A 26,893-nucleotide genomic window follows, 5' to 3' on the forward strand; every position below is an offset into this window, starting at 1 on the left:
CGATACTTGATGAATACGATTGGTGAGGCAAATCAATGATCAGTGAACGCTGGTATACCCCGGAATACTTTGTTGCAGCGCCTGCAATGGATTATTGCCGATTCCCATTAGACCCTTTAATTCCAGTTGCACAAAAACTGCCGTGGTTGTAGTTTGCGTTGCCGTTGTCAGCCGCTGCACGACAAACCGTAAAGCCCAGCAACATGCGTTGTACTCAAAACCCGCCAATCCTGCGATGATTTTGTCATCTTTCAGCGAATAATTTGCCCGGGCAACGCCGTGCCAATTCCCGGAAATTGGCCATTGAAATGAAGTATCCACCTGTTCCAGAACATTACGTGTAAACCGGTAGCCAAAATTAAGTACCTTACCCGGTTCCGGTTGATAGCTGATACCACTACGCACCTTCTCAATCCAAAATTTGGATTCATCCATCTGAATGCTGGAATCGGTACTGACGTGGGGTGTCAAACGTCCTGAAATAGCCGCAATAAAATCAGACTTTCCGCTGGTAACTTGGGGAGGAAGGAGCAATACTCTGGGATCGGTAAAATTGACTTGTTGCCCTACCGCAAGCCGCAAACGCTCAATTCCTGTATCCTGTTCAACGAAACGCGATGTCAATGCGACTGTAACACGGTTGGCATCATTAATGCGGTCACTGCCGCTGAATCGATTTTCAGTGAGCATTTGCGCAAAACTAAAATCATTAACCGCCGAATCAAAATTCGGCAGATAATTTTGATTCCGGTATGGCACATAGGTATAAAATATGCGCGGCTCCAGAGTTTGGACAAAATTCCTGTCGCCTAATTGCAGCTTCCGGTCAAATGCGATACCGCTGTCTACGCTGAAAATTGGGATAGCACGATCGATACTTTCCCCTTTATTTTCTACCGGTGTACTCAAACTATATTGAGTATAATGCAAGCCGACCTTAGGCGTAATGTAGCCATATTCATTGCGTAATGGAACACTGACACTGGGATAAAATACAAAGCGTTTTCCATCGACGAGGGTAGGATGATAAAAGTTTGTCCAGCTACTGTTGAGCTCAAAATCCATTTTCCCTACATCACGTTTAATGGCATTCATGGAAAAATGCGGCAAACGTTCATAAGGAGAAACAAACAGCGCCAGCGGATCCTGGATTGTTTGAAAGCGCTGCGCAAATCCGGTGAAACTCACTGCACCGTTTGTTCCCAATCTACTGTTATAAGAGACTCCGCCTTGTTGCGACAAGTTGGTCAAGCTGGTTTGAGCAAGATTGGGCGTAAGTTCACGAAAATAACGATCGTCCGAAACTTGGTTGTAATTAAGAAATCCTTGCCAGCCTTTCCCAATATTTTGTGTATGTGTGAATAAAACACCCCAGCGGGTCTGATTGGTGTGGATATCATGCGGAAGAATGTCGAACTGCAGGTGGCCATTCATGTTCTTATTGCCGATATACCGCACTTCGTTACTCAGCAAGAAACCACGCTCAGTCATAATGCGTGGCGCTATGGTGGCATCAATGTTGGGCGCAATATTTAAATAAAACGGAAGCGCGACATCAAAGCCGGTTTTTACATTATATCCCGCAACAGGTGCCAGCATTCCTGATTTGCGTTTGCCACTATAGGAGAAATCTATCCAAGGCGAATACAGTATGGGCGTATCTTTAAATACAACACTGACATGACGTGCGGTGCCTACTTCATTTTTGTTATCAATCTCCAGCTCTTTGGCACGAATATGCCAACCATTGTCACCTTCCGGACATGTCGTGTAATTGGTTTCCTTTAACCGGTAATTATCTTTACCTTCAAATAACAGCATGTCGCCAGCACCACGCCCTTTCCCTTCTTTCATTAAATAACGCGGCTCTGTTAGATAGCCTTCTTCAGTTTTCAGATTAAGTTGAAGATGCTCACCTTTCAAGGTATCTTTAGGTCTTTCCAGACGTACATTTCCTTCAACCTCGGTATCTTCAGTCTGCTGATAGTATTTCATGCGGTCCGCGGTGAGTACATTATCGCCATGATGTAATACAGCGTCACCGGTTGCTTCAATTTCCTGCTTGTAATAGCCTGTGATACGATCGGCTTCGATCTGCACTGGCTTCTTTTGCGGTTTGATTATTGGCTTTTGTCCGTTCTCGGGTTTAACGGATAACTCATTCGCCAAGCTGGTTAGCGGCAACATGGACGACAGAGCCAAAATGAATATATTCTGAAAAAATCGCATATTCATCACAAGACTATTTTTGCGGGATACAGCAAACTGATACAACTTATCTCTGCTATCACTATTTCAAATCGATCAAGTCGCTTCATCGTACAAAGCTAATCGAATCTCGAATGGAATAAATTCGCACAGTACAATAATGTCTGTCTAGCCGGTTCAATCATCCATACTCCCTTTTTCCTTTTTCTGTCTACTTTAAAATCAGACCAATAATTGATGAATATATTTATTCACATCAGCGAAGATGACATTGTACTATTTCTTCCAGCAGCTTATCTATCGAAGAACAGAATTTAGATTGCGAAGATGACCAGATTATTCAGCTTTCTCGCATGAAACATAAGGTAACCCGCATCCACCCTATACCTTAGATGAAAATAGAGGATTATCTACTGTTTCTTAGCATCCCAGCAGCTTATTTACTCATACATGCATAGTTGACTAAATCAATCGGGTATTGTATAGTTGACTAAATCAATCGGGTATTATCCATGCAAGCACTTATTTTTAACAATCAACCCACCCGATTTTTAAAAGGAGTCCATCATGAGATTAACAACAAAAGGCAGATTTGCGGTAACAGCATTATTAGATCTTGCTCTACAACAAAGCAACCATCCCGTGACGTTGGCAGATATTAGTCAGCGGCAAAAAATATCACTATCCTATTTGGAGCAATTGTTCGCAAAATTGCGTCAATCTGAACTTGTAGATAGTGTGCGTGGACCGGGAGGTGGCTATTGCCTTGCAAAAGATTTAGATAAAGTATCGGTAGCTGACATTATTCTTGCTGTTGATGAACCTATTGATGCAACACAGTGTGGCGGTAAAGAGAATTGCCATAACGATGGAAAGTGCATGACTCACGACTTATGGGCGAAATTAAACGACCTTATTTTTGAATACCTTGGCGCTGTAACACTCAAGGAACTTGTTGACAATCAGATAAATCAACAAAACGACGCCATTATCCCGCTTCTTGATATGCGCGAAACAAACGCTGCATAAATGAAGTGTCGCCGGTTAAAAATCTCGATTTCTGGAGATATCATCATAATGACTTTACAAGTTTTTATACTGAACAATTTAATCAGGCTTGTGTCCAATCGTTTTGTGATAGTCGATGTAAAGAGTACGTCTGATCATATGGATCAGACGATATATAAGTACATTGATAATTTTAATCAAATTGAGAATACTGTATTGAATTAATGTTATGTCAATTACCTTAACTGAAAATGCCGCAAAGCATATCCAACAGCAACTTGCAAAACGAGGCAAAGGGCTTGCGTTACGAATTGGGATTAAAAAATCCGGCTGTTCAGGATTTTCTTACATATTCGACTATGCGGATGAGATCAAATCAGATGATCAATTATTTGAATCCCATAAAACAAAAGTAGTTGTTGATACAAGTAGCTTACCTTATGTAGATGGATCTCGAATTGATTTTACCAAGGAAGGCCTCAATAGCTCTTTCAAGTTTATCAATCCTAATATCGATAACACATGTGGCTGTGGTGATAGTTTTAACGTGAAAGAATCTGCCAAGATTTGACCCATTGTAGTTTCAAATGCAGTTTTTTCTGTTTACAAATAACCTGACCTGACTGTTAAGCAATTTAAAATATCTGTTTCAAAACTAAAGATACTAAAATAAAGGAACAAACCAAATGAGCGCAGTACTGCAAAATCTGGTTAATCAACCGTATAAACATGGCTTCGTTACTGAAATTGAATCCGATATCGCACCCAAAGGACTGAACGAAGATATCATCCGATTAATTTCGACTAAAAAGAATGAGCCCGAATGGCTCTTGTCATTTCGCCTAAAAGCCTATCAGAAATGGCTAGCAATGACTGAACCAGAATGGCAAAATGTTCATTATCCAAAAATTGATTTTCAATCAATCAGCTACTATTCAGCACCCAAACTAAAACAAAAACTAGCCAGTATGGATGAAGTTGATCCTGAATTACTGCGCACATTTGAGAAGCTCGGTGTACCCATGCACGAACGCGCAGCACTTGCAGGTGTCGCTGTCGACGTCATCTTTGATAGCGTTTCAGTGGCCACTACCTATAAGGAAAAACTTGCTGAGGTAGGTATTATTTTCTGTTCCATCTCGGAGGCAGTACAAAATCATCCGGAGCTCATCCAAAAATATCTAGGATCTGTAGTTCCAGTAGGTGATAACTACTTTGCGGCTTTAAATTCTGCAGTATTTACCGATGGATCTTTCTGTTTCATACCCAAAGGCGTCAAATGTCCAATGGATTTATCCACCTATTTCCGCATTAATACGGAAGGATCCGGACAATTTGAACGAACCTTGATCATTGCTGAAGAAGGCGCGTCTGTTTGCTATCTTGAGGGTTGCACCGCACCCCGGTTTGATACAAACCAATTGCATGCAGCAGTTGTTGAATTAATCGCACTAGATAATGCGGATATTAAGTATTCAACAGTTCAAAACTGGTATGCCGGTGATGAAAATGGCGTGGGCGGGATATACAATTTTGTAACCAAACGTGGCTTGGCAAAAGGCATCAATTCAAGAATTTCCTGGACACAGGTAGAAACCGGCTCTGCAATTACCTGGAAATATCCCTCTTGTATTTTGCGCGGGGATAATTCTGTCGGTGAATTTTATTCGGTTGCAGTCACTAATAATTATCAACAAGCTGATACCGGCACCAAGATGATTCATCTCGGAAAAAATACACGTAGCACAATTGTCAGCAAAGGTATCTCAGCGGGTCATTCAAACAGCAGCTATCGCGGCCTGGTACGCATTACGCCAACTGCAGAGGGCGCACGCAACTATTCGCAATGTGACTCCATGCTGATTGGCGATCAATCGGGTGCACATACTTTTCCCTACATACAAGTACACAACAACAGCGCAATCGTTGAGCATGAGGCTTCTACTTCTAAAATTGGCGAAGATCAGCTTTTTTACTTCTCACAACGCGGCATTGATGCCGAAGAAGCGGTTTCAATGATTATCAACGGGTTCTGTAAGGATGTGTTTCAGCAACTGCCGATGGAATTTGCCGTTGAGGCCACAAAACTTCTGAGCTTCAAGCTGGAGGGAAGTGTCGGATGATTGATAAAAACAGCAGAGCCATTCTTTCTGTTCAAGGATTACGCGCGAGTATCAATGGCACTGAGATTCTAAAAGGCATTGATCTTACTGTTAAAAGCGGGGAAATACATGCCATTATGGGTTTAAATGGATCAGGCAAAAGTACCTTTGCAAAAGTGTTAGCTGGTCATTCAGCATATGAAATCACCGGCGGGTCAGTTCAGTTTGAAGGCAATAACTTATTAGAGCTGCCACCTGAAGAACGCGCTCGTTCCGGATTATTTTTGGCATTTCAATATCCGATCGAAATTCCGGGTGTTGCTAACACGCAATTTCTTCGCCTCGCTTACAATACTGTACAAACAAAACGTGGTAAAGAAGAGCTGGATCCTCTTGAATTTGATGATTTTGTACGTGAAAAAATGAAGCTGCTAGAAATGAATCCTGATTTCTTAGATCGCAGCGTAAATGAAGGTTTCTCAGGTGGCGAGAAGAAGCGCAACGAAATTCTACAAATGGCATTATTAGAACCCACACTGAGCATTCTGGATGAAACAGATTCCGGACTTGACATCGACGCACTTAAAACAGTGGCCAGTGGTGTCAATCAAATCGCCAATAAAAACAATGCAATGATTCTGGTTACGCATTACCAACGCTTGCTGGATTATATCGTGCCTGATTTTGTACATGTCATGCAAGCAGGCCGCATCGTCATGACAGGCGGGAAGGAACTGGCGTTGGAGCTGGAGACACGTGGTTATGATTGGGTTAATGCAAACAAATCGGTTACCGGAGTAATCGCATGAATGATCTAGCCAACACCGATTATCTCGAATGTCTGCTTAAATCTTGGCCGATAAAACCAACTGAATCGCTATCGTGGTTAAATCAATTACGCACCCAAGCAATTGATCGTGTCGGCACACAGAAATTGCCGACCCGGCGTGATGAAGAATGGCGCTTTACAGACATTTCACCGTTATCCCGCCTACCCTATCAACCGTCACAACCGGAATGTAACCTACAAGCGCATAACATTGAACACTTGACCTTGAAGGAAGCAAAACACCGTTTGGTGTTTGTAGATGGTCATTATTCCCCAAACTTATCGACCATTATTGACCCTGCGGCACTTGTAATTGGCAACTTACCAGCATTTGTAGCAACGCATGCATCAGTTCTGGAATCTCACTTGGGACAATACGTTCAATTTGACAACAACTTATTTGCAGCACTAAACACAGCTTTCCTACGCGATGGCGCACTGATCATTGTTCCAAAGAATATCACCATTGCGGAACCAATCCACTTGCTGTTTATTGCAACTCAAAATGAAGTAACCAGTTATCCGCGTTGTTTATTGATTGGTGAAGCAGGAAGCAATGTTACGCTTATTGAGGATTATGTAGCGCTTCAACAAGCAACTTATATCACCAATTCTGTAACAGAAATCAGCCTGGCTGCCAATGCACACGCCAAGCATATTCGAATCCAGCGTGAAAGCACACAGGCATTTCATTTGGCAAACTGTGCAGTGTCGCTTGCCCATGCAAGCAATTACCAATCTACCAGCATTTCACTGGGATCGCAGATTTCCCGCTATAACTTGAATGTCCGGTTAACTGACGAGGCAGCAGAATGTGTCATTGATGGGTTGACGCTGATTTCAGAGCGTCAGCTGGCGGATACGCATACCTGCATCAATCATGCCAAACCCAACGGTACCAGCCGCCAGCAACATAAATGCATTGTCGATGATGCCGCACACGCTGTGTTTAATGGAAAAATTATCGTACGTCCTCATGCGCAGCAGACAAACTCATCGCAATCCAGTCGCAACTTGTTACTTAGCAAGACAGCTCAAGTAGACACCAAACCGCAACTGGAAATTTTTGCCGATGATGTTAAATGCGCGCACGGTGCAACCGTCGGGCAATTGGATCAAGAAGAGATTTTTTATCTGGAAAGTCGCGGCTTATCAGCAAAAGCCGCACGCAATCTATTAACCTACGCATTTGGCGCAGAAATCATCAGCCGTATTCCTGTCACTTCGCTCAGGCAACAATTGGAACAGGCCGTTCTTAGTCAAACTCAAAGTAACTAATCATGAGCCCAGCCACAGTCTCTCTGAAACCTGAGATTTCCGTCGATTTTGATGCGGAAAAGATTCGCGCAGATTTTCCGATTTTGAAGCTTAAAATAGACGGCAAGCCACTTGTCTATCTCGACAATGCAGCGTCCAGTCAAATGCCACAACAAGTTATTGATCGCTTGGTACGCTATCAGACTACGCAGCATGCGAATATCAATCGTGCTGTTCATTATCTGTCCGAAGTCGCCACAATGGAGTATCACACCGCACGCTGCAAACTCCAGCAATTCATCAATGCCCGTGAAGATAGAGAAGTTATCTTTACCAGCGGCACAACCGATTCCATCAATCTGGTCATGCACGGCTACGGACGTAAGTTTATCAAAGCTGGCGATGAAATCATTCTGACCACTTTGGAACATCATTCCAATATCGTACCCTGGCAAATGCTCGCCAATGAGAAGGGTGCAAAAATTCGTGTCGTTCCAATTAATGACAAGGGTGAACTGGAAGTTGATGAATATGAGAAGCTGTTTAACGAACGCACCAAGTTTGTTGGCCTAATTCACGTATCGAATGCACTCGGCACCATTAATCCCGTCCAGCGCATGATTGATTTTGCTCACCAACACGGCGTTCCTGTTCTGATTGATGGTGCGCAAGCAGCACCGCATATCACCATTGACGTTCAAGCTCTCGATTGCGATTTTTATGCCTTTTCTGCGCATAAGCTTTGCGGCCCAACCGGTGTAGGCATACTCTACGGAAAGGCCGCTTTACTGGAATCCATGCAGCCTTTTAAAGGCGGTGGCGACATGATTGCTTCGGTTACTTTTGAAGAAACACTCTACAATACCATCCCACATAAATTTGAGGCAGGCACGCCACCTATTGCCGCTGCAATTGGCTTTGGTGCTGCTGTTGATTACTTGTCGGCTATTGGTATCGAGCGTATCGCTGCCTATGAGTTATCCTTACTTAACTATGCGACGGAGCGCCTGAACGATATTCCAGGTGTCAAGATTATTGGCACAGCGGCAGAAAAAACAGCCGTCATTTCATTTACGATCGACGGCATTCATCCGCATGATATCGGCACGATTCTCAATCAGGATGGTATTGCCGTTCGCACAGGACATCACTGTGCACAGCCCGTGATGCAGCGTTTTAATGTGCCAGCCACTTCCCGTGCTTCATTCGCCTTCTACAATAAAAAAACAGAAGTAGATGCCTTAGTCGCTGGCATTAAGAATGTCCAAAAGGTTTTTTTATAATGCACACCAATTCACTGTATCAGGAAGTCATTCTCGACCATAACAGAAAACCACGTAATTATGGCAAGCTGGATCACGCCAACCACCAAGCAGTGGGGCATAACCCCTTATGTGGCGATCGTTTGGATATTACCCTGCAGCTAGAGAATGATCAGATCAATGACATTGCTTTCCAAGGTGAGTCCTGCGCAATTTGCAAGGCTTCCGCCTCAATGATGACAGCAGCTGTTAAGGGAAAATCTCGTTTAGACGCAGAAACACTCATTCATGAGTTTCGTGAATTAGCGACTGGGAAATTGGATACCACTCACCCGCATCACCTTGGACGCCTGACGGTCTTTTCCGGTATCCGCGATCTGCCAACACGCGTTAAATGTGCAATCTTACCGTGGCATACCCTACATGCCGCACTCAACTCGATAACCAGCGCATCAACTGAAGAAAATCATGATTCAGCGCACGCGGTAGTATCGAGTAAATCCTAGTTTGATTTAGTAGCACGCAAAGTTAGATCGCATATATGTTGATTCAATTTGATTCCGCCGCAATCCTTATATACCCAAATAATTTTCCTGAATAATAATTGCATACTCAGTATTGATAAAAACTAAAATGCCAAAAATTGCTGATATTGAAGGAACACCTAACAAAAATGCTTTGAAATTTATCCTCAAAGAACCTCTGACATGGGGAATTGCACGATCGTACGATAACGCTGAAGCCGCTCAAGATGATCCCCTGGCTGCCGCATTATTCGATATTGATCATGTTACGAATGTTTTTTATATCGATCAATGGATCACAGTCACTCAGGATGGAGAAGCCAACTGGCAAGACCTGGCGCGTGAAATTGCCGATCCAATTCGGGCAGCGCCCGCCGCCTCGGCGCAATCAGCCGAAACGGTGGCCGCTGCCAGCAATGTGCTCGCTGATTTAAGCCCAGAAGATCAGTTGCGCCTGGAAAAAATCAATGTTTTGCTAGATGAGGAAGTACGGCCGTACCTGCAGCACGATGGCGGTGATTTGCATATCTTAGGACTCGAAGGCAATATCTTGCATATCCACTACCAAGGCGCTTGTGGCACTTGCCCCAGTTCCATTTCCGGTACGCTGAGGGGGATCGAAAATATGTTAAAAACCATTGAACCGGATATACAGGTTATTGCCAGCTAACAACCCAATAAAAAAGATAGCTAACGCCACCTTTTTAAATCCGAGAACTCATCAAACACGCTTTCTGAATTCGTTATTTTGTGGAGCAATTTCAATTTTGTCACCAATTTCTACAAAAGCAGCTACGGAAATCTCAAATCCAGTCCCTACAAGACGTGCTGGCTTCATGATTTTACCTGATGTATCCCCTCTTACTGCCGGTTCGGTGTATTCAACTTCGCGCACAATCGTATTGGGCAATTCAACGGAAATGGCTTTGCCTTCATAAAAAGTAACCTGGCAAACATCTTCCATACCATCAATCAGATAATTCAAAACATCTGGCATATTGTCAGCCTCCACTTCAACCTGGTTATAGTCGACATCCATAAAAACGTATAGTGGATCTGCAAAATAGCTGTAAGTGCACTCTTTGCGATCCAGAACAACCAAATCGAATTTTTCATCCGCTTTGTAAACAGTTTCCATTGTGGTGCTGGAAAACAAATTTTTCAGCTTCATCTTAACCACAGACGCATTACGGCCAGATTTGGTAAATTCTGCCCGTTGCACGACCATAGGATCATTACCAACCATTACGACATTACCTGAGCGTAGTTCCATTGCGGTTTTCATATTTCAATTCCAAAATTAAATTATAAGCAAGGTTGATGTTGTTTTATATCAGCAAACATCAAATTCATAAACGGTAAATTATAGCTTATTTTCAGCAAACTGCGCCAGACTGGATGCTAAATCATCTTGTTTCAATAATTGCTTAACCCAGTCTTTATTATGTTCCGTTAGAGCTTCACGGAAGGAAAAGTAGTTCAACCAAATAGCGCTGTTTATTTCGTATCTGCCATTCCAGCAAGCCCATATCTCACGCACTGCATCTGCCATTTCCTCCGGCATATTTGCGGTATATAGATCAAGAAACGCGTCCAGCTTCTTCCAATGCGCGCCTTCTGCTTGGGGGTAAATATTCCAGACAAATGGATTACTTGCCCATTGCGCGCGCACAAAGGAATCCTCACCGCGCACAAAATTAAAATCACAACTCCAAAGTAGTAGATCATAATCAGCCTGTTCCATAAATGGAATGATCTGGACGGTTAATTGCTCATACTGAATCAATTTCTTGTTCCATGATGATGAATCGTTTAGCAGAAACGCTATGCTTCCAGCCACACTCCCCTCTGGCACAATTAACAAAACTGGCTTTGAAGATTCAGACAATATTCGAATAAGTTTAGTTACCGGCGCAGTGTCATAACAAAACAGTGAAATGCGTATTTCACCCGGTTTTCGCGCTTGTAAACCTTTACGCTGCAAAAATGCACGCTCTGCAGTTGAACTAGAAATGCTTCTTTGCGCAATTAAATTCTTTTCGCGCAATAATCCACCGGTACCTTGCACAAAACCAGGGAAAAAGAATGTTTTGATTATCGGTAGGCGTGGATGTGGTGATGGCAGACCATGACATTGAATCACCCAAGGTTCAGCGCTGAGATATTCCAGATTAATCCAAACCGGTTGTTTTTTTCTTTGTAACAACACCGCCACATAAACATCAGGCAATTCACAAGCGAATGCTTCGATCACAACTTCAGCTGGCTCAACTTCGACGGACACGCATTGCCAACGGCAGATTTCAATACCCTGCACTACCTGCTGTTGAATCTCGGGATTAACATCCGGTGCTATACAAGAAAAACTCGTCAGATCGTCAACCCAAAGCCGTACCGCCTGCTGATGCTCCTGTGTTAATTGCCGTGCCAGACGCCAACATACACCAATGTCGCCAAAGTTATCGATAATCGTACAAAAAATATCCCACCGGCGTTGCATAGTATTTTTAAGGAGATAACGTTAGCAACTGGTTACTTTAACCATGAGCGAGAGAATTGCGGTGTTATGGAAAGGCATACGTAACGGCAAAATTAGCCTAATGAATGTTCCCTTTAAGAATACTATTTTTCTGCTGCTCAAATTCCTGTTCCGTGAGCATGCCTTTGTTTCTTAATTGTTCCAAGCGCTCTAATGTTGTTACCCGATCAGGTTGCTGCAATTCCGTCTCGGGAGTACGAGAACCTGATTCATTGGGCACAACAAGCTGTGCTGCTCCTATTAATCCGAGAAATTTTCCTATTTTTGAGAGCAACACTTTAATTAAACACCATAATCTAGGTAAAAACCAAATTGAAAAACCCAAGAAAATAACAAACAAAATAAGGAAGATCTCGGGATGTTTTAAAGCTGCCCACATTCCCGAAAGCACAAGCAGGTCCCCTCCAATAGAGGCTGACCAATTCGTAAATGGCTCAGGCGATGTATTAATCAATAGCCGAGTACCTGTTTTGGTTGCATGGCTCGTTGCAGCCACGCCACCGCCCAAAATACCTGCTGCAATCTCGAGCGCTGGCGTCACGTCGCCAACTGCACCCGCTGCCAGCATAGCACCAGCCGGGATACGAACAAAGGTTTGAATAGAATCCCATACGGAATCCATACCCGGTATCTTGTCCATAAAAAATTCTATGAAATACATAATACCAGCAGCCGCAATCACCAATGGATCTTCCAATACCGATAATTCGGCGGGTAAATCGATATGACCTGTTGACCCGCCCCAGCCTAGCACCAACAACACAGCATACAGATTGATACCACTTGCCCAGGAAGCACCCATCATTAATGCAACGGTTGCTAATAGCGCTTCATAATTTTCCATATTCTAACTTGTTATTAAAAGTGTTAACTATTTAATCGCGAATGCTTTCATCTCGTTAAGTGATAACGATCTTTGAACTTCAAGACATCAATTCCCGCGAATCAGAAGAATCGGAATATGCGCTGTTCGTACCACACCTTCCGCAATACTCCCCATTAACATGCGGCTAAAACCAGATCGGCCATGCGTTCCGATAATGATCAAATCTGCAAGGTTATTCCTTGCCTCAGTAGCGATAACACTGGCAATCCGCTCCCCCTGTGTTTCAAGTAACTTTATTTCGGCTGTCACACCAGCCTGCTGCAATTTCTTTTGCGCCCGCGCCAGTATCTTTTCTCCAATATCTCTCATGGATTGGATTAACTCCGCATAATTTAGATAATCCTCATTATCAAAATACCAAATATCTTCTAATACATGTATCACTTCCACCTGTGCATTTTGTTGTTGTGCAAATTTAATGGCTTCATCCAATGCGCGATCAGAAGTTGCACTGCCATCAATTGGTACTAAAATTCGCTGATACATGGCACCCTCACAAAAATAATGTGTTCAAGAACTTCGTTGAAACAAAAAAGTCTCTTAACAGACTTCATATTGACATATCTTTGTCTAATACTGTCAAGTGTGATAGAAAAATAACAATAATTCCTACAAATCATTACTACGGTGATGATGAATTGATTTATCATCTAATACAACTCCGAGCTCTCAATATTTGCGCATCGCTTAATTGCTTAGGGGATTCAATAGTTCTTGAGTACATTTTGTTTCTATCAATCTTCTCTGTTTTACAACTTAATTAATCGGATTATAAAAGATTCAATGAAAATTTCTTTTCATTTATGATCTCATTAAAATCATCCCAATCTCACATTCCAATTTTATGTGCCGATACGAATATACTGAAAATCACTACCGGAAAAATAATATGCTGAATTGCTCAAGGTTAGCGAGAAACAAAATGAAAAATTTTTTGTTGCAAGCCATGTCATTTTATCCATTAAAAATTCCCAGCCTGTTATTGAATCAAATGATCTTTGGCTTGCTTGCATTGCATTTGGCAGGATGCGCTTCGCAGGAACCAACTCCCATTCAAATTATTGAACCGATACCGGTGACAGTATCCCAAGATGAAGGTTTGAAGAATAAGATCGCGCATTTGGAGAAAGTGATTGCTGAAAAAGATGAATTGATCAAAAGTCAGCAAATGCGCCAACAAAGTCAAGCACAGGCACTACGAGAAGTCAATAAAGAAGCTACTCGCACACAAGTGAAACTACATAGATTAGCTACAAAACCAAGCACAGCCTCTGCAATTGCAGAAATCGAAGTGGCATTAGAAAACCTGAAGCAAGTTAAAATTTCTGCAGCGGATCAAATATTGCAGATACAGGCACAACATTTAGTAGAAACTGCATCTGTATTTTATGAAAAAGATCAATATGCTCAAGCCATGAATCATATTGCACAAGCCAAACATTTGATTGATTTGATAACCAATTCGGATCGCAAGAGAACATCCATTGAAAATAATTCCCTGCTCGAATTTCATCCGCCGATAAAATTACGCGCCAAGGCAAATGTCAATTTGCGTAAAGAACCCAATACCCGTGCGCCAATATTAGTTACCCTGAAAAAAGATGCGACACTGACAGCAAATGCCAGTCTTGGTTCGTGGCTTCGAGTTCAGATTGAAGGCAAGCAAGGTTGGATTCTTAGCACAACGCTTGAAATAGAGAATAACCACAGTCCATAGCTGCACTTATGTTGCAGTATTGGGCTGTGGTTGCATGCAATAAACTTGGTCGCGCCCAGCATGTTTGGCTTCATACAGCGCACTATCAACCCTGGAAAGCAGAGAAGTTACGGATTTATCCTGAGATTCACTTTGAATGACCCCAATACTGAGTGTCACTTGGAGTATTTTATCTAATGTACTGCAGTACACATCGGCCACATGTGCTCGGATACGCTCCGCTGTCTTCATCGCTTCATCGACATTCGCCTCAGTTAAAATGATCATGAACTCGTCACCACCATAACGCGCGGCAAAATCAACATTGCGAATGCATTGTGAAATATTTTTCGCTATCGCGGCTATTACTTCATCACCGACAACATGACCGAGACTATCATTGAGTGTTTTGAAGTAGTCGACATCAATCATGAGTACAGCAAAAGGGCGCCTTGTCCGTTCATATCGAGCCAACTGTTCGCTGATGATCAAGTTCAGCTTGCTGCGATTATATAGCCCTGTCAAACTATCCGTTGCCGAGAGTGTTTCCAACAACTGATTTTTTTGTTGCATAGCAACACTGGCTGCTGTAATTTCAGCTTGGTTCTGACGTAACTTGTCGGTCATCTGATTAAACATTCGCGTCAATTGACCAAGCTCATCACGCCGTGTATTAGTTAATTCAACGTTAAGATCGCCTTTTACAATCTTCTCAGTCGCATCAATTAATTTTTGTAAAGGTGCCACGATGGCATGACTCATCCGGAAAGCGATTGTAGTGACGACAAAGATGATGATACTGATCAGACCAATGTAAAGATCACGCTGCTGTTCCCAAGCAGCATAGATCAATTTATGACTTCTGTTGGCGATTATTGTTATGGGCGGTTTCTCGGACATATAAGCCAAACCCGCTACATTCTCTTGCCGTGGTCCATAAAATACTTCAAATTCCCCCGGATTATCCTGCAATCGTTTTAATACGTCAGGCTCAAGTGATACTGGGGTATCTGTATTGATAATCGAAACATCACTGGCCAACATGACAAATCCATCTTTATCTAATAGAAGAACGTCACCAGGTGGTGATTTTATTTTATCTTTTAAACTTGGCTGAATACTACGCAAATCAAACGTTACGATCAGTGCACCTAAGATAAAATCATCCACCGATAACACAGGAACCGAAATACTCAGTATCGCCGTTGCATAATTCGCATTCCATTGTGGCGGCACAACAACATCTCCTTGAGAGGATGCGTCTTGCGGCCAATTTTGAGAAAGCGTCACTGGAAAAGGCGAATCCACATTGCTGGCAATTATTTCACCTTCGGCATCGACTACCGTTAATTCCAATACTGTTTCCAGTCGCTTATGCACAGACTTCAAATAGAGTTCTAATGCTTTCTGCTGTTTGATGAACTTATTTTTCTGAGGCTGAGATCCTGAAGATAGCCCTTCAATAAGAATTTTAGACGTTGCAAGTTCGCGAACAACAAGAATTTGCTCTTTAATCCATAAATCTAATCCCCGGCTGGCATAATTCGCCAAGGCACGCAACTCGCGTGTTACATTCTCGCTGATCATCGTTTCATTCTGTTGAAACGATAATATGCCCAGCCCCAGTGAAGGTATCAGCGTGGCTAGTATTGAAAAAACGATAATTTTGCTTTTGATGCTTTTCAATATGATCTTAATAAGAATTATAAAAAGTTATGCGATACGAAGCGCTACGGGTTGTTTATCCGGGTAATTACTCATTTGATAACCCTGCCACAACCTGCCGGCAATAAATGAGGCAATTGCATTGGCATGTTGCTGTAAACCCGGATCACCCAGTTCTTCGGTTGTTTGCCGGAAAAGTTGAAGCCAACGTTCAAATAATTCTGCGGTTAGCTCAGGAAGTGCGATATGTTTCGGCATAGGCGCGCCGCGGAATCGGCTGGTGCCACGTAACTGGGCAGACCAGAAATTGATCATTTGCACAAAATGAGCATCCCAATCGATCACATGTGCTTCAAAAATAGGACCCAATAAAGGATCATTTCTGGCTTTTGCATAAAAGGCATGAACCAGTTGCGCTATTTCTTCTTCAGTGTATAAACTGGGATCGGGCATTGGAAATGGTGATTGACTCATAATTTCTTCAGATTACCTCTGGATAAAGAATCGTTACTAGTTGAATAACATAACTCAGTGTAGATAAAAAACTGGCGTCTATGTATTACAAATACGACCGCACGTGTTTTTTTATTGAGACAAACAAGTTTATCTATGGTTGTCTGGATTGTCCAACTTAGAATTAAAATAAGCAACTTTGTATCGTACCGTTAATTACAAGACCCATCCGTTATTCTGGAGGTATCAATTAACATGAAAAATTTATATGGAAAATCGCTACTGGTTGATCCGACGTTCACCAAATCAACTGCATTTACGCGCGACGAACGTGAACGCTATGGTTTGCGTGGACTCCTTCCTTATGACGTTGCGAGCATCAATAAACAAATAGACCGCGTTTTGGGTAGCATGCGTTGTAAAAGTACTGCGATTGAAAAATATATTTTTCTCAATGCGCTGCTAGAGCGCAATCAGCGGCTTTTCTATCGAACAATGATCGACCATATCGAAGAAATCATGCCTTTGGTTTATACCCCAACAGTCGGTGAAGCATGCAAGGAATTTGCACACATTTTCAGGAAACCGCAAGGATTTTATATTACCCCTGATGATCGTGGCGAAATCGCAACAATTCTGAAAAACTGGACAGAAGAAGATATTCGCGTGATTGTTGTTACAGATGGGGAGCGCATACTGGGTTTGGGGGATTTAGGCGCCAATGGTATGGGAATCCCCATTGGAAAAGTCGCTCTGTATGTAGCCTGTGCAGGTATCCATCCGGCACAGTGCATGCCCATTATGCTGGACGTTGGCACAAATAACATAGCAATACGTGAAGACCCGCTTTATTTAGGTTATCCCTATCCACGAATCAGCGGTGATGCCTACCGGTCACTGGTTGATGAATTTGTCAGAGCTGTGCAATCCCGTTTTCCCAATGCATTAATACAGTTTGAGGATTTCCTCACACCGCACGCATTTGAATTTTTAGACCGGTATGGTGCACAAGCTCGCTGTTTTAATGATGACATACAAGGCACTGCTGCGGTGACACTAGCAGGTATTTATACTTCATGCCGTATTACCGGAAAGAAGTTTGCCGATTTGAATATCATGTTTCTTGGCACAGGCTCTGCGGCAGGCGGTACTGCAGAATTGATGGTCGATGCCTTCTGTGCGGCCGGATTGAGCAAATCGCAAGCACAGAAACGGTTATGGTTTATCGACAGAAAGGGATTGGTGACAGCGGCAAATGAAACTATTAAATCGCGCATCAAACCATTTGCACATGAGCATGCCGCTTGCAGTTTTGTCGATGCTATCGGTGAGATCAAACCTGACGTACTAATCGGTGCTACCGGTGTTGCCGGAACTTTTAATGAAGCTATTGTGCGTAGAATGGCCACAGTGAATGAGCACCCGGTCATTATTGCCTTATCGAATCCAACTTCACATACGGAATGTACTGCTGAGCAGGCTTATCAATGGAGTGATGGACGAGTAATCTTTGCCAGCGGCAGCCCTTTTGACGCCGTGCAGTACGGCAATCAGTTATTTAAGCCCGCCCAAGGTAATAATGCTTATATTTTTCCAGGTATAGGCCTGGGTATTTACGCCAGCTCATCCCGGCTTGTCACACAAGCTATGTTTTTAGCGGCCGCCGAGGTATTGGCAAACACCGTTACTCAACAGGAAATTCGCACTGGCGCGGTTTATCCGGCACTGACGCGAGTGCGCGAAGTATCCCATGCGATTGCTGTCGCTGTTTGCCGCGTGGCAGTTCAAGAAGGATTGACGGATTCCAGTTTACCTGAGGATCTGGCTGGCTATGTTAAATCGCTGATGTATGAACCGAACTATTAAATTCGCCTTACAGACAGGCAAGTTGATTCAATTTATTTGAATAAATTGATAACACCATCCAACCCGACATAATCAATCGAATAGGTTGCATGATCTCTTACGATGGGTTTGGCATGATATGCAATGCTGATCCCAGCCTCAGTCATCATATCCAGATCATTGGCACCATCCCCCATAGCGATAATCTGCTCACGCTTAATACCCAGTTCATCACGAATCTGATTTAATACTTGTGCTTTTCCTTGTCTACCGATAATTTCTCCAACCACCTTGCCTGTCAGTCTATTCTCCTCAATCTCCAGCACATTGGCAGCCGCAAAATCAAATCCCAATCTGGCTTTAATCCGATCGGTAAAAAATGTGAAGCCGCCAGAAATGACCATCGTTTTTAACCCGGCTAGCTTGGCTTGTTGCAACATTTTTTCAGCACCGGGATTAAGTTTGACACGTTCGTCATAGACTTTTTGCAGTGCATCGCGATGCAAGCCTCGTAATAAAGCAGTACGACGGGTGAGGCTCTCTTCAAAACTTATTTCGCCCCGCATGGTTTGCAATGTAATGGCTGCTACTTGGGATTTTATGTCATGCATGTCAGCAATTTCATCAATAGATTCAATAGCTAATAACGTAGAATCCATATCCATCGCAATTAATTTAAAATCGACAAGCTTCAAATCAGCGTTTACAAAAGCAAAATCCAATTCTGCTTGTGTGCAATATTCTGAAATATCATTGGCATGAGCGGCATTTGTCAATCGGAACGCTTGGCCGGTAATTCGCTCTATTCCATCTGCTTGGGATAGCTTAGCTAAAGCCCGCAAGTCACTATTATTAACTTCCAGTCCTTGAATGATCAGATTCATGTGGTTTATGATTTTCTTTTATGCAAGACAGCTTGAGTCATGAAAAACTTAACTAGCACTCCATTCCATAATCTGATTGCGGCCGGCGTGTTTGGCAGCATAAAGCGCGTAGTCAGCGGCTTTGATCAGATCTCTCGGCTCCTGGAAATGTGTTGCATTTTCATAATAAGAAGCAACACCGATGGAAGCAGTAATTTGGATTGTAATGCCCCCATCAAATTTATACGCAATCGCTGCAATGGAATCTTTTAAACGGGAAATTAGCGTTCTTGAGGCAGCAAGTGTTGTGCCTGGAAGAATCAAAGCAAATTCTTCTCCACCATAACGGCTCAGCGTGTCATCCTGACGAATTTGATCGAAAAGTGTTTTTACGACAGTTGCCAATAATGAATCCCCTGCAACATGACCATACGTATCATTGACATTCTTAAAATGATCAAGGTCAATAATAGCGATGGTCAAAGGCAGATTGTATTGCATGGCTAGGTTAAATTCGCGCCGCAGTGTTTCATCGAAATAGGTCCGGTTGTAAGCTCCGGTTAATCCATCACGCTGCGATTTATCTTCCAAATCCTTCATTCTGGACAGGTCGTGTATCATCAGTAACTCTTTGGCTTCTGCCAGAATTCCCGCTACTTCGCACGGATGGTGAATAGTCATTTCAAAAAGCTCCTCTACAGCACTCAACCCAACTTCCATAATTTTGATGACCTCAATGAGTGCAGAAGGATCCAATCCAAGCCAATCTTGTGTAGCTTTATTCAGCGCAATCATTCTTCCAGCTTCGTGCGGATACAGAAAATAATCAGCTAAGTAACGGGATACAGCCAAACACGATTGAAGTGTTGGCCCTAAATTTTGGGGCTCCGGTTGAGAGTGACTGTTGATACAGGATAAGGCGATATAATCCGGAATATGCCATTTTTTGAGAAGCGCGTAACCCAATTCATCATGCCCAGCTCCAAAAGCTTTACGTTCCATTTCAAGCAACTCGTCATGATCAGGAGTCGATGCAAAGATTTTGCCATATTCTTCAGGCATGATGACCCAATAAGCGAGAATACCAATTTCCTGTATTAGCCCGGCCAGAAATAAATCATCCAGAAAATTCAGTTCAAGCTTTTCCCCAAGCGCGCGACTGGCGAGGGCTGATGTAATCGACCGGCGCCAGAAGATATTACTGTCAAAAGCAGCGCTACTATTTGACAAAGGCGTTGTCATGAGTGAATTGGCTAATGAGAAAGATAACGCAATGACAAGAACGGTATGTGTTCCAAGAATGCTGACAGCTTGCCGGATATTCGTTGCAACTCGGCGCGATTTATACAAAGGGGTATTGGCTGTGCGAAGTAATTTTGCTGCGAGAACCGGATCCAGAGAAATATATTCACAAACTGTCCTGATATCGGCATCAGGATCATTGGCCATTTCGATTATTTTGACGGCAACCGCAGGTAGGCTTGGTAGCGTCGTGCAATAATCTAGTCGTCTTTTCAATGTATCATCAATCACTTATTATCCTTATTATTAGATAACATTTATATATTATTGAAAGCATGAATGATTCTGTTTTTAGCATGATATAAAGATAACATATTCAATTATTTTCATAAGATATATTTGCAGTAACTTGTAAGTTTTTTCTGTTTTATACTTTACACCTTGAGAGACTTGCAAAACCCAATAAAGCGAGCTGAATTAGTAGCTGGAACGGCCAAAGAAGAAAAAATAACCTGCCAGAAATGATAAAATATAAGCTTATAAGATCAACATTATCAATGAGATGATCAAGCTACGAGACACTTTATCCCGAACATGGTTTAACATGCAAGGATCATTATTTCCATGGTTGCCAGAAGAGCTGGGGTTACTAACGGAGAAACAACAGGATTGGTGCACATCGAAGAATTCATCTATTCCAGCCGTGGCTTTCCAGGTCGTCCGTCTGAAGACGGTACAGCCATAGCCAAGGCGTTGGTGGCGAAAATGATTTATAACATGCCAACGACACGCGCTTTGCTGGATCGATTAGAGACCGATAGCGTCTTAAGACGGATTTGCGGCTGGGAACGTAAAAACGATGTCTCCAATGAATGGACATTCTCGCGGACATTACTACTTGGGGCTAACAGTTTCTTAATGACTGACTACTAGTATTCTCTTGTCCGGTCGCCACCGAATCAAATCCGGCTCAGCATACCTCAATCTTCTCTAGCTTGAACTTAACCGGTGTCAGCATTCCTTTGCGAGCCCGGTGTAGCACAAACGGTTGCAATTCTTCCCAATTTAGCACCCTTTGCAATGATTTATTGCCCGCGCCCGTTCCTTTAACCTGAAGCGACGAACCTTCTGCTAGCACCGCCGTGGCAATCAACGACTCACTTTCATTCAGTCCGAGAATGATAACGCCCTTCCCGCCCGATAATTCTTTCATTTCGCTGATCGGGAATAACAATAGTTTACCGTTGCTGCCCAATGCCGCGACCAGACTACCATTGGCAACATTCGCCGGTGGCAGCAAAATATCCGTTTTGCTCAGCGTCATGAAAGCCTTACCAGCCTTTTGGCGGGATACCAAGTCTTTGAGCGTAGCAATAAAGCCATATCCACCGGACGAGCTGAACAGATATTGGGTATCCGGCGCTGCGGCGCACATCATTGCCGCTTTCACCTTGGGGGGCATGTCCAACAAGGAAGCCAGCGGCACACCGTCGCTGCGGCCACCAGGAATGTCCATCGAAGACAGGCTGTAGGCACGCCCCCCGCTGTCCAACACCACAACCGGGTGAGCTGTACGTGTTTGCGCAATCGCCAGTAACTGATCGCCATCCTTAAATGACAGTGTGCTCATGTCCACTTCATGGCCTGTGCGCTGACGTATCCAACCGTTCTTAGACAGAATGACTGTACAGGGCTCATCCGGCACGGATACTGCCTTAGCGACCACACGTTCCGCTGCTTCGATCAATGTGCGGCGGCCGTCGCCATATTTCTTCACGTCCGCTTCAATCTCGCCGATGATCATGTCGCGCATGGCCGTTTCATTGCTGAGAACAAACTTCAGTCCCTCCTCTTCTGTTTTCAGCTCGTTCATTTCTTTTTCGATGCGAATGGCTTCGAGACGAGCCAACTGACGCAATCGAATTTCCAGAATATCGTCTGCCTGAATGGCGGAAATTCCGAACTGCAACATCAGATCGGCCTTGGGGTCCTCCGCTTCACGAATGACTTTGATGACTTCGTCAATATTCAGCAGTACCACCATGCGGCCTTCCAGGATGTGCCGGCGCTTTTGCACCTGTTCCAGCCTGGTCCGGCTGCGACGAGTGACCGTGGTGGTCCGGAATTGCGTCCACTCGGACAGTAACTCCAGAATGTTCTTCTGATTTGGCCTGCCATCCAAACCGATGGCGACCATATTGGCGGGTACCGTGGATTCCAGACTGGTATGTGCGAGCAACAGGGCGATGAATTGCTCTTGTGGCATACGCGAAGAACGTGGCTCTAGAACGATACGTACGGAAGCATCTTTGCCGGATTCGTCGCGCACAGTCTCCAGCGCGTCGAGAAACAATTGCTTCATCTGCTTTTGCTCGACCGACAATTCTTTCTTGCCCGTTTTTATCTGCGGATCGGCGTATTCGCCAATTTCTTCCAGTACTTTTTTCACGGATACACCTGGCGGTAATTCATGCACCACCATGCGCCACTGGCCGCGGGCTTGCTGCTCTAGGGTCCAACGTGCGCGCACACGGAAAATGCCCCGGCCTGTGGCATAAGCTTCGCGTATATCCCTGGCGCTGGAAATCAGTTGACCGCCGCCGGGGAAATCCGGTCCCTGGATGTGTTGCAATACATCATCAACACTGATCGCCGGATTGTGCATCAGCGCAACCGCTGCATTGCCCACCTCACGCATGTTGTGCGGCAGGCATTCCGTCGCCATGCCGACCGCGATGCCGGATGCGCCATTCAACAACAGCAACGGGAGGCGCGCGGGCAAATCCACTGGCTCCTGCTCTGAGCCGTCATAATTCGGACGAAAATCCACGGTTCCCGCATCCACTTCGGACAGCAGCAACTCAGCATATTTAGTCAGTCTGACTTCGGTATACCGCATGGCTGCCGGGGAATCGCCGTCACGCGAACCGAAGTTTCCCTGGCCATCGACCAAGGGATAGCGCAATACAAAATCCTGCGCCATGCGCACCATCGCTTCATAGGAAGCCGAATCGCCATGCGGATGGTATTTACCGATCACATCACCGACCACTCGCGCCGATTTGACCGGTTTTGACCCTTGAATCAGACCCAGGCGGTGCATCGCATAGAGAATGCGGCGCTGCACCGGCTTCTCGCCATCGGATACGGAGGGCAGCGCCCGCCCCTTGACCACGCTAATGGCGTAGCGCAGATACACCTGGTGCGTGTATTCAGCCAGATCAATGCTGCTGTCGTCGTTATCACTTCCGCCCGGAGAAGACTCGGGCGGTACGGGCGGTGGCAGTTTGGTTTCCTGCAGCGCCACTTGCGCCGGCAAGGAGGAATCCGGCGCGTCAAATAGATCCAAATTTTTCATTTTTCGTTAAATATCCGCTTCCACTTCGTTACCATGTATCGTAATCAATTCCTTGCGCTCGCTGGCATGTGACTTGCCCATCAGGGTATTAAAGGTTCCCACTGTATGTGCCACATCACCCAGGCCTATCCGCACCAGCCGGCGGGTATCCGGGCATAAGGTGGTTTCCCAGAGCTGAATCGCATCCATTTCCCCTAGACCCTTGAACCGCGAAATGGTCCAGCTACCTTCCTTGATGCCTTCCTGACGCAGGCGCGCTTCCAATATATCCAATTCCACCTGATCCAAAGCGTACAGCTTGCGCGGCGGCTTGTTTTTGCCCTGTGCCGGTACATCCACGCGAAACAACGGTGGTTTGGCGATATACACATGTCCGTGCTGAATAATCTTGGGGAAATGCCGGAAAAACAAAGTGAGCAACAGTGCCTGGATATGACTGCCATCATCATCGGCATCAGACAAAATGATAATCTTGCCATAGCGCAAAGTGCTCATATCCACTTCGCTATCTAACTTGTGCGGGTCAATCGCCAGCGACACCGCGATATTATGGATTTCCTGATTAGCCAGAATCTGCGATTGATCGACTTCCCAACTGTTCATCCCTTTGCCGCGTAACGGCAGCACTGCCTGAGTCTCTTTGTCGCGTCCCGCCTTGGCCGATCCACCGGCGGAATCGCCTTCCACCAAGAACAGTTCGGCGTTGAGGCCGGTCAGCTCTGAATCGGTGAGCTTGCCTGGCATCACCGCCACGCCGGAGCCTTTTCTGCGTTCTACTGTTTTAGCTGTTTTGCCGCGATCGATGGCGTTCTTGATAGCCTGTTCGGCAATCTTCGTCGCTTCCGCTACATGCTCGTTCAGCCACAAATCCAACGTATCTTTCATAGCCGCCGCAACCAGCTTGATCGCCTCGCGCGAAGATAATTTTTCTTTGGTTTGGCCAGAAAAGCTTGGATCCACCATTTTAAGCGCCAACACGAAGCGTAGCTTGGCCCAAACATCCTCGGCCGCCAGTTTCACGTTGCGCTGCATCAGTCCATGCTGTTCCGCGAAGGTACGCACACTGTTAAACACAACATCCCGCAAACCAGCTTCGTGCGTCCCGCCCCCCAATGTCGGAATCAAATTGACATAGGATTCGCCGCCGCCGGAGCCAACAACCCATGCCATTGCCCATTGCACTCCTTCACCGTCCGAGAAGGTCTCATTCGCAGCCAAATATTTTTCACCGCAGAATGCCGGCGCAATCGGCTCATCCTCAGCAATCATCTGATCCAGATACTGCGCGATCCCACCCTCAAAATGCCATTCCTTGACATCAAAATCAGTGGCAGTTTCAATATTGAGTAACACTTTAACGCCCGGCAGCAGCATTGCCTTGGCGCGTAACAAATGTTCCAGCTCTCCGCGATGGAGTGATGGAGAATCAAAATACTTTGTATTGGGCCAGATGCGCAGTGCCGTACCGGTATTGCGCACGCCGCAAGTGCCGGTCACCGTTAACGGTTCGATGACTTCACCGTCGGCAAAAACGATACGGTGTTGCTTGCCTTCGCGTTTGACTTCCACTTCCAGACGGGTAGAAAGCGCATTAGTTACTGAAACACCAACGCCATGCAGGCCGCCGGTAAATTTGTAACTACTATCCGCCTCGCCTTTGGCAAACTTGCCGCCAGAATGAATTACCTGGAACACAACCTGTATGGTTGGAATATTCTCTTCCGGATGCAGACCGACCGGAATGCCACGCCCATCATCCGCCACCGCGACTGAGCCATCGCGATAAAGCGTCACTTCGATATTCTTGGCATGCCCTGCCATCGCCTCGTCAACAGCATTATCGATAGCCTCCACCACCATGTGCGTCGGATCCGTGGTGCGGGTATACATGCCCGGACGCAACTGGATAGGTTCCAGTTTGCGCAAGACCCGGATCGAGGATTCGTCATAAGTTTGTTTTGTCATGATTGTTAAATTGGTTTACGCGAACTCCGCTTCGATACTTTCCTCTTCAATCCACGCCAACAAAAGAAATTAAAGCACGCTATGTTTTAGCCGGGTTTCGTGGCTGAGTTAAATCTGTTTAAATGGGCGGATAAATCATCGATTTATACAGCAAATTGACTTCGAATGTAAAATTGAGCTGCACTGATCGATCCGATTTGAACTGCTATACCTCAGGATCTTCCATAAACTGAATTGTCAATATTCAAAAGCAAATTCAGACTATTTCTTCTTACTCTCTTTGATAAACACTCGCATATCCATCTTGGCTTTGCCAAATTCTTCAATAGCCACCCAATTGTCCACCCCACAGATAGCCGATAACAGCGCATAGGGCGATAAAAAATATATCCTGTCACTGGTGTTTCTTTTGTCTGCCTACTCTCGGGTCTTCAATGCTTGAAAAGTGATGAATAATTGACCCTATCGGTTTCTCTATCATTTGAAATCAAAATGATAAAGCTAATACCTCATCTTGTTTCTGTTTTAAAGCCTCTTTAAGCCCAATTGCCCTGGGCTATGAACTTGAGTATTTGATCAATTCCGTTATATACTCAAAACTCATGAAGAAATGATGATCAATTTAAAAAGGGATTTTAAGTGATGAAATTATCAATTTTTGCAGCAACTTTAGTAGTATTTTTAGCAGCTTGTTCAAACGCCGATATGGGTGATCCAAATGCTACCGGTGAATGTGAGTTTGGAGTAGGTGGTAATGGTGAATGTCTCAAAGAAGGACAGGATCCACGTCCTTTTGGTGGCAAAAGCAAACCAGGGCATTAATAATCAAGATTAATTAATAATAATCTCTCAAAATATGAGACAAAAAGACCACCCAAAGCGGTGGTCTTTTTGTTTTTGAATCAAGTGCATCGTACGACGACCAGGGTTATTCTTCGCAAGAATAAGAATTCTTCGTTATGGACCTGAGCACCATTTTTTCTATGCGATCGCAAAGCAAACCAGAGATTCGGAAATGGCGAATGGAGTTATTATTCGCTAGCTGGAGTTCCTTATTGTAGACATGAACATCCCGCTAGAATTTTCAAGTGTTTTCGTCGATTTTTTTACGTATCTCATAGGCACGATTTTGTTTCAGCATTCTGAATATAATACGGCAAAGCTGTCGGCCAAGCGCCCGAATTGCCTGAT

The 26,893-nt window shown here is 44.4% G+C and carries 23 protein-coding genes; 12 read left to right on the top strand and 11 right to left on the bottom strand.

Annotated features, from left to right (window positions below; genetic code table 11):
* Positions 1–39: 39 nt before the first annotated feature.
* Complete coding sequence (locus tag QZ942_RS12450; protein ID WP_292996060.1) at positions 40–2,235, bottom strand: LPS-assembly protein LptD; 2,196 nt, start codon at positions 2,233–2,235, stop codon at positions 40–42.
* A gap of 540 nt (positions 2,236–2,775) precedes the next feature.
* Between QZ942_RS12450 and iscR the strand changes: the two genes are divergently transcribed.
* The 8 genes from iscR (at position 2,776) to QZ942_RS12490 (ending at position 9,860) form a co-directional block, all read left to right on the top strand.
* Positions 2,776–3,237 (top strand): Fe-S cluster assembly transcriptional regulator IscR, encoded by a 462-nt coding sequence (iscR, locus tag QZ942_RS12455; RefSeq protein ID WP_013966067.1) that lies wholly within the window; start codon positions 2,776–2,778, stop codon positions 3,235–3,237.
* Positions 3,238–3,445: 208 nt separating this feature from the next.
* Positions 3,446–3,787: an iron-sulfur cluster assembly accessory protein gene (locus QZ942_RS12460; protein ID WP_292996063.1), complete on the top strand. Its 342-nt coding sequence runs from the start codon at positions 3,446–3,448 to the stop codon at positions 3,785–3,787.
* A 115-nt stretch (positions 3,788–3,902) separates the two neighbouring features.
* Positions 3,903–5,339, top strand: a complete 1,437-nt coding sequence (sufB, locus tag QZ942_RS12465) for a Fe-S cluster assembly protein SufB (protein WP_292996065.1) — start codon at positions 3,903–3,905, stop codon at positions 5,337–5,339.
* Positions 5,336–6,127 carry a Fe-S cluster assembly ATPase SufC gene (gene sufC / locus QZ942_RS12470; protein ID WP_292996067.1) on the top strand — a complete coding sequence of 264 codons (792 nt, stop codon included), beginning with the start codon at positions 5,336–5,338 and terminating at the stop codon, positions 6,125–6,127. Before sufB ends, sufC begins: the two co-directional genes overlap by 4 nt.
* On the top strand, positions 6,124–7,425 hold the full coding sequence (gene sufD / locus QZ942_RS12475; RefSeq protein WP_292996069.1) for a Fe-S cluster assembly protein SufD: 1,302 nt from the start codon (positions 6,124–6,126) through the stop codon (positions 7,423–7,425). Before sufC ends, sufD begins: the two co-directional genes overlap by 4 nt.
* Positions 7,426–7,427: 2 nt before the next feature.
* The gene (locus QZ942_RS12480; RefSeq protein WP_292996071.1) at positions 7,428–8,687 is read left to right on the top strand and encodes a cysteine desulfurase; all 1,260 of its coding nucleotides are present in this window, start codon (positions 7,428–7,430) and stop codon (positions 8,685–8,687) included.
* The gene (sufU, locus tag QZ942_RS12485) at positions 8,687–9,172 is read left to right on the top strand and encodes a Fe-S cluster assembly sulfur transfer protein SufU (protein WP_292996073.1); all 486 of its coding nucleotides are present in this window, start codon (positions 8,687–8,689) and stop codon (positions 9,170–9,172) included. Before QZ942_RS12480 ends, sufU begins: the two co-directional genes overlap by 1 nt.
* Before the next feature lie 127 nt (positions 9,173–9,299).
* The gene (locus QZ942_RS12490) at positions 9,300–9,860 is read left to right on the top strand and encodes a NifU family protein (RefSeq protein ID WP_292996075.1); all 561 of its coding nucleotides are present in this window, start codon (positions 9,300–9,302) and stop codon (positions 9,858–9,860) included.
* Positions 9,861–9,911: 51 nt separating this feature from the next.
* Here QZ942_RS12490 and QZ942_RS12495 read toward each other — a convergent pair whose 3' ends face one another.
* From QZ942_RS12495 to QZ942_RS12510, 4 genes are all read right to left on the bottom strand, one after another.
* The gene (locus tag QZ942_RS12495) at positions 9,912–10,475 is read right to left on the bottom strand and encodes an elongation factor P (protein WP_292996077.1); all 564 of its coding nucleotides are present in this window, start codon (positions 10,473–10,475) and stop codon (positions 9,912–9,914) included.
* 78 nt (positions 10,476–10,553) lie between these two features.
* Positions 10,554–11,690: an elongation factor P maturation arginine rhamnosyltransferase EarP gene (earP, locus tag QZ942_RS12500; protein ID WP_292996079.1), complete on the bottom strand. Its 1,137-nt coding sequence runs from the start codon at positions 11,688–11,690 to the stop codon at positions 10,554–10,556.
* A 97-nt stretch (positions 11,691–11,787) separates the two neighbouring features.
* On the bottom strand, positions 11,788–12,573 hold the full coding sequence (locus QZ942_RS12505) for a DUF4126 family protein (RefSeq protein WP_292996081.1): 786 nt from the start codon (positions 12,571–12,573) through the stop codon (positions 11,788–11,790).
* An 87-nt stretch (positions 12,574–12,660) separates the two neighbouring features.
* The gene (locus tag QZ942_RS12510) at positions 12,661–13,101 is read right to left on the bottom strand and encodes a universal stress protein (protein ID WP_292996083.1); all 441 of its coding nucleotides are present in this window, start codon (positions 13,099–13,101) and stop codon (positions 12,661–12,663) included.
* Positions 13,102–13,537: 436 nt separating this feature from the next.
* On the opposite strand from QZ942_RS12510, the gene QZ942_RS12515 reads away from it, so the two are divergent.
* Complete coding sequence (locus QZ942_RS12515) at positions 13,538–14,332, top strand: SH3 domain-containing protein (protein WP_292996085.1); 795 nt, start codon at positions 13,538–13,540, stop codon at positions 14,330–14,332.
* A 6-nt stretch (positions 14,333–14,338) separates the two neighbouring features.
* Here QZ942_RS12515 and QZ942_RS12520 read toward each other — a convergent pair whose 3' ends face one another.
* Both QZ942_RS12520 and QZ942_RS12525 read right to left on the bottom strand, forming a co-directional pair.
* Complete coding sequence (locus tag QZ942_RS12520) at positions 14,339–15,997, bottom strand: diguanylate cyclase (protein WP_292996087.1); 1,659 nt, start codon at positions 15,995–15,997, stop codon at positions 14,339–14,341.
* Between the two features lie 27 nt (positions 15,998–16,024).
* Positions 16,025–16,450 (bottom strand): group III truncated hemoglobin, encoded by a 426-nt coding sequence (locus tag QZ942_RS12525; protein ID WP_292996089.1) that lies wholly within the window; start codon positions 16,448–16,450, stop codon positions 16,025–16,027.
* Positions 16,451–16,684: 234 nt separating this feature from the next.
* Between QZ942_RS12525 and QZ942_RS12530 the strand changes: the two genes are divergently transcribed.
* A complete protein-coding gene (locus tag QZ942_RS12530) occupies positions 16,685–18,295 on the top strand; it encodes an NAD-dependent malic enzyme (RefSeq protein WP_292996091.1) in 1,611 nt (536 codons plus the stop codon).
* 32 nt (positions 18,296–18,327) lie between these two features.
* Here the strand turns inward: QZ942_RS12530 and serB are convergent, their stop codons facing one another.
* Both serB and QZ942_RS12540 read right to left on the bottom strand, forming a co-directional pair.
* Complete coding sequence (gene serB, locus QZ942_RS12535) at positions 18,328–19,158, bottom strand: phosphoserine phosphatase SerB (RefSeq protein WP_292996093.1); 831 nt, start codon at positions 19,156–19,158, stop codon at positions 18,328–18,330.
* 48 nt (positions 19,159–19,206) lie between these two features.
* Positions 19,207–20,670, bottom strand: a complete 1,464-nt coding sequence (locus tag QZ942_RS12540; protein WP_292996095.1) for a GGDEF domain-containing protein — start codon at positions 20,668–20,670, stop codon at positions 19,207–19,209.
* A 333-nt stretch (positions 20,671–21,003) separates the two neighbouring features.
* On the opposite strand from QZ942_RS12540, the gene QZ942_RS12545 reads away from it, so the two are divergent.
* Positions 21,004–21,312, top strand: a complete 309-nt coding sequence (locus QZ942_RS12545; protein WP_292996097.1) for a transposase — start codon at positions 21,004–21,006, stop codon at positions 21,310–21,312.
* Between the two features lie 37 nt (positions 21,313–21,349).
* On the opposite strand, the gene parC is transcribed toward QZ942_RS12545, so the two are convergent.
* Positions 21,350–23,737 carry a DNA topoisomerase IV subunit A gene (gene parC / locus QZ942_RS12550; RefSeq protein ID WP_292996099.1) on the bottom strand — a complete coding sequence of 796 codons (2,388 nt, stop codon included), beginning with the start codon at positions 23,735–23,737 and terminating at the stop codon, positions 21,350–21,352.
* A gap of 6 nt (positions 23,738–23,743) precedes the next feature.
* Positions 23,744–25,702 (bottom strand): DNA topoisomerase IV subunit B, encoded by a 1,959-nt coding sequence (locus QZ942_RS12555; protein WP_292996101.1) that lies wholly within the window; start codon positions 25,700–25,702, stop codon positions 23,744–23,746.
* Between the two features lie 642 nt (positions 25,703–26,344).
* Here QZ942_RS12555 and QZ942_RS12560 point away from each other — a divergent pair.
* Positions 26,345–26,524, top strand: coding sequence for a hypothetical protein (locus QZ942_RS12560; RefSeq protein WP_292996103.1), 180 nt, complete (start codon positions 26,345–26,347; stop codon positions 26,522–26,524).
* Positions 26,525–26,893 lie beyond the last annotated feature (369 nt).

This window comes from Nitrosomonas sp. (assembly GCF_021731985.1).
GTDB lineage: Bacteria > Pseudomonadota > Gammaproteobacteria > Burkholderiales > Nitrosomonadaceae > Nitrosomonas.

Bases quoted from the DNA above. Each gene is read 5' to 3' on its own strand.
- QZ942_RS12515 (WP_292996085.1), top strand. From the start codon at position 13,538: ATGAAAAATTTTTTGTTGCAAGCCATGTCATTTTATCCATTAAAAATT.
- QZ942_RS12555 (WP_292996101.1), bottom strand. From the start codon at position 25,702: ATGACAAAACAAACTTATGACGAATCCTCGATCCGGGTCTTGCGCAAA.
- QZ942_RS12560 (WP_292996103.1), top strand. From the start codon at position 26,345: ATGAAATTATCAATTTTTGCAGCAACTTTAGTAGTATTTTTAGCAGCT.
- parC (WP_292996099.1), bottom strand. From the start codon at position 23,737: ATGAAAAATTTGGATCTATTTGACGCGCCGGATTCCTCCTTGCCGGCG.
- QZ942_RS12505 (WP_292996081.1), bottom strand. From the start codon at position 12,573: ATGGAAAATTATGAAGCGCTATTAGCAACCGTTGCATTAATGATGGGT.
- QZ942_RS12460 (WP_292996063.1), top strand. From the start codon at position 3,446: ATGTCAATTACCTTAACTGAAAATGCCGCAAAGCATATCCAACAGCAA.
- sufB (WP_292996065.1), top strand. From the start codon at position 3,903: ATGAGCGCAGTACTGCAAAATCTGGTTAATCAACCGTATAAACATGGC.
- sufU (WP_292996073.1), top strand. From the start codon at position 8,687: ATGCACACCAATTCACTGTATCAGGAAGTCATTCTCGACCATAACAGA.
- QZ942_RS12510 (WP_292996083.1), bottom strand. From the start codon at position 13,101: ATGTATCAGCGAATTTTAGTACCAATTGATGGCAGTGCAACTTCTGAT.
- QZ942_RS12545 (WP_292996097.1), top strand. From the start codon at position 21,004: ATGGTTGCCAGAAGAGCTGGGGTTACTAACGGAGAAACAACAGGATTG.
- QZ942_RS12450 (WP_292996060.1), bottom strand. From the start codon at position 2,235: ATGAATATGCGATTTTTTCAGAATATATTCATTTTGGCTCTGTCGTCC.
- QZ942_RS12480 (WP_292996071.1), top strand. From the start codon at position 7,428: ATGAGCCCAGCCACAGTCTCTCTGAAACCTGAGATTTCCGTCGATTTT.
- QZ942_RS12490 (WP_292996075.1), top strand. From the start codon at position 9,300: ATGCCAAAAATTGCTGATATTGAAGGAACACCTAACAAAAATGCTTTG.
- earP (WP_292996079.1), bottom strand. From the start codon at position 11,690: ATGCAACGCCGGTGGGATATTTTTTGTACGATTATCGATAACTTTGGC.
- serB (WP_292996093.1), bottom strand. From the start codon at position 19,158: ATGAATCTGATCATTCAAGGACTGGAAGTTAATAATAGTGACTTGCGG.
- QZ942_RS12525 (WP_292996089.1), bottom strand. From the start codon at position 16,450: ATGAGTCAATCACCATTTCCAATGCCCGATCCCAGTTTATACACTGAA.
- QZ942_RS12495 (WP_292996077.1), bottom strand. From the start codon at position 10,475: ATGAAAACCGCAATGGAACTACGCTCAGGTAATGTCGTAATGGTTGGT.
- sufD (WP_292996069.1), top strand. From the start codon at position 6,124: ATGAATGATCTAGCCAACACCGATTATCTCGAATGTCTGCTTAAATCT.
- QZ942_RS12530 (WP_292996091.1), top strand. From the start codon at position 16,685: ATGAAAAATTTATATGGAAAATCGCTACTGGTTGATCCGACGTTCACC.
- sufC (WP_292996067.1), top strand. From the start codon at position 5,336: ATGATTGATAAAAACAGCAGAGCCATTCTTTCTGTTCAAGGATTACGC.
- iscR (WP_013966067.1), top strand. From the start codon at position 2,776: ATGAGATTAACAACAAAAGGCAGATTTGCGGTAACAGCATTATTAGAT.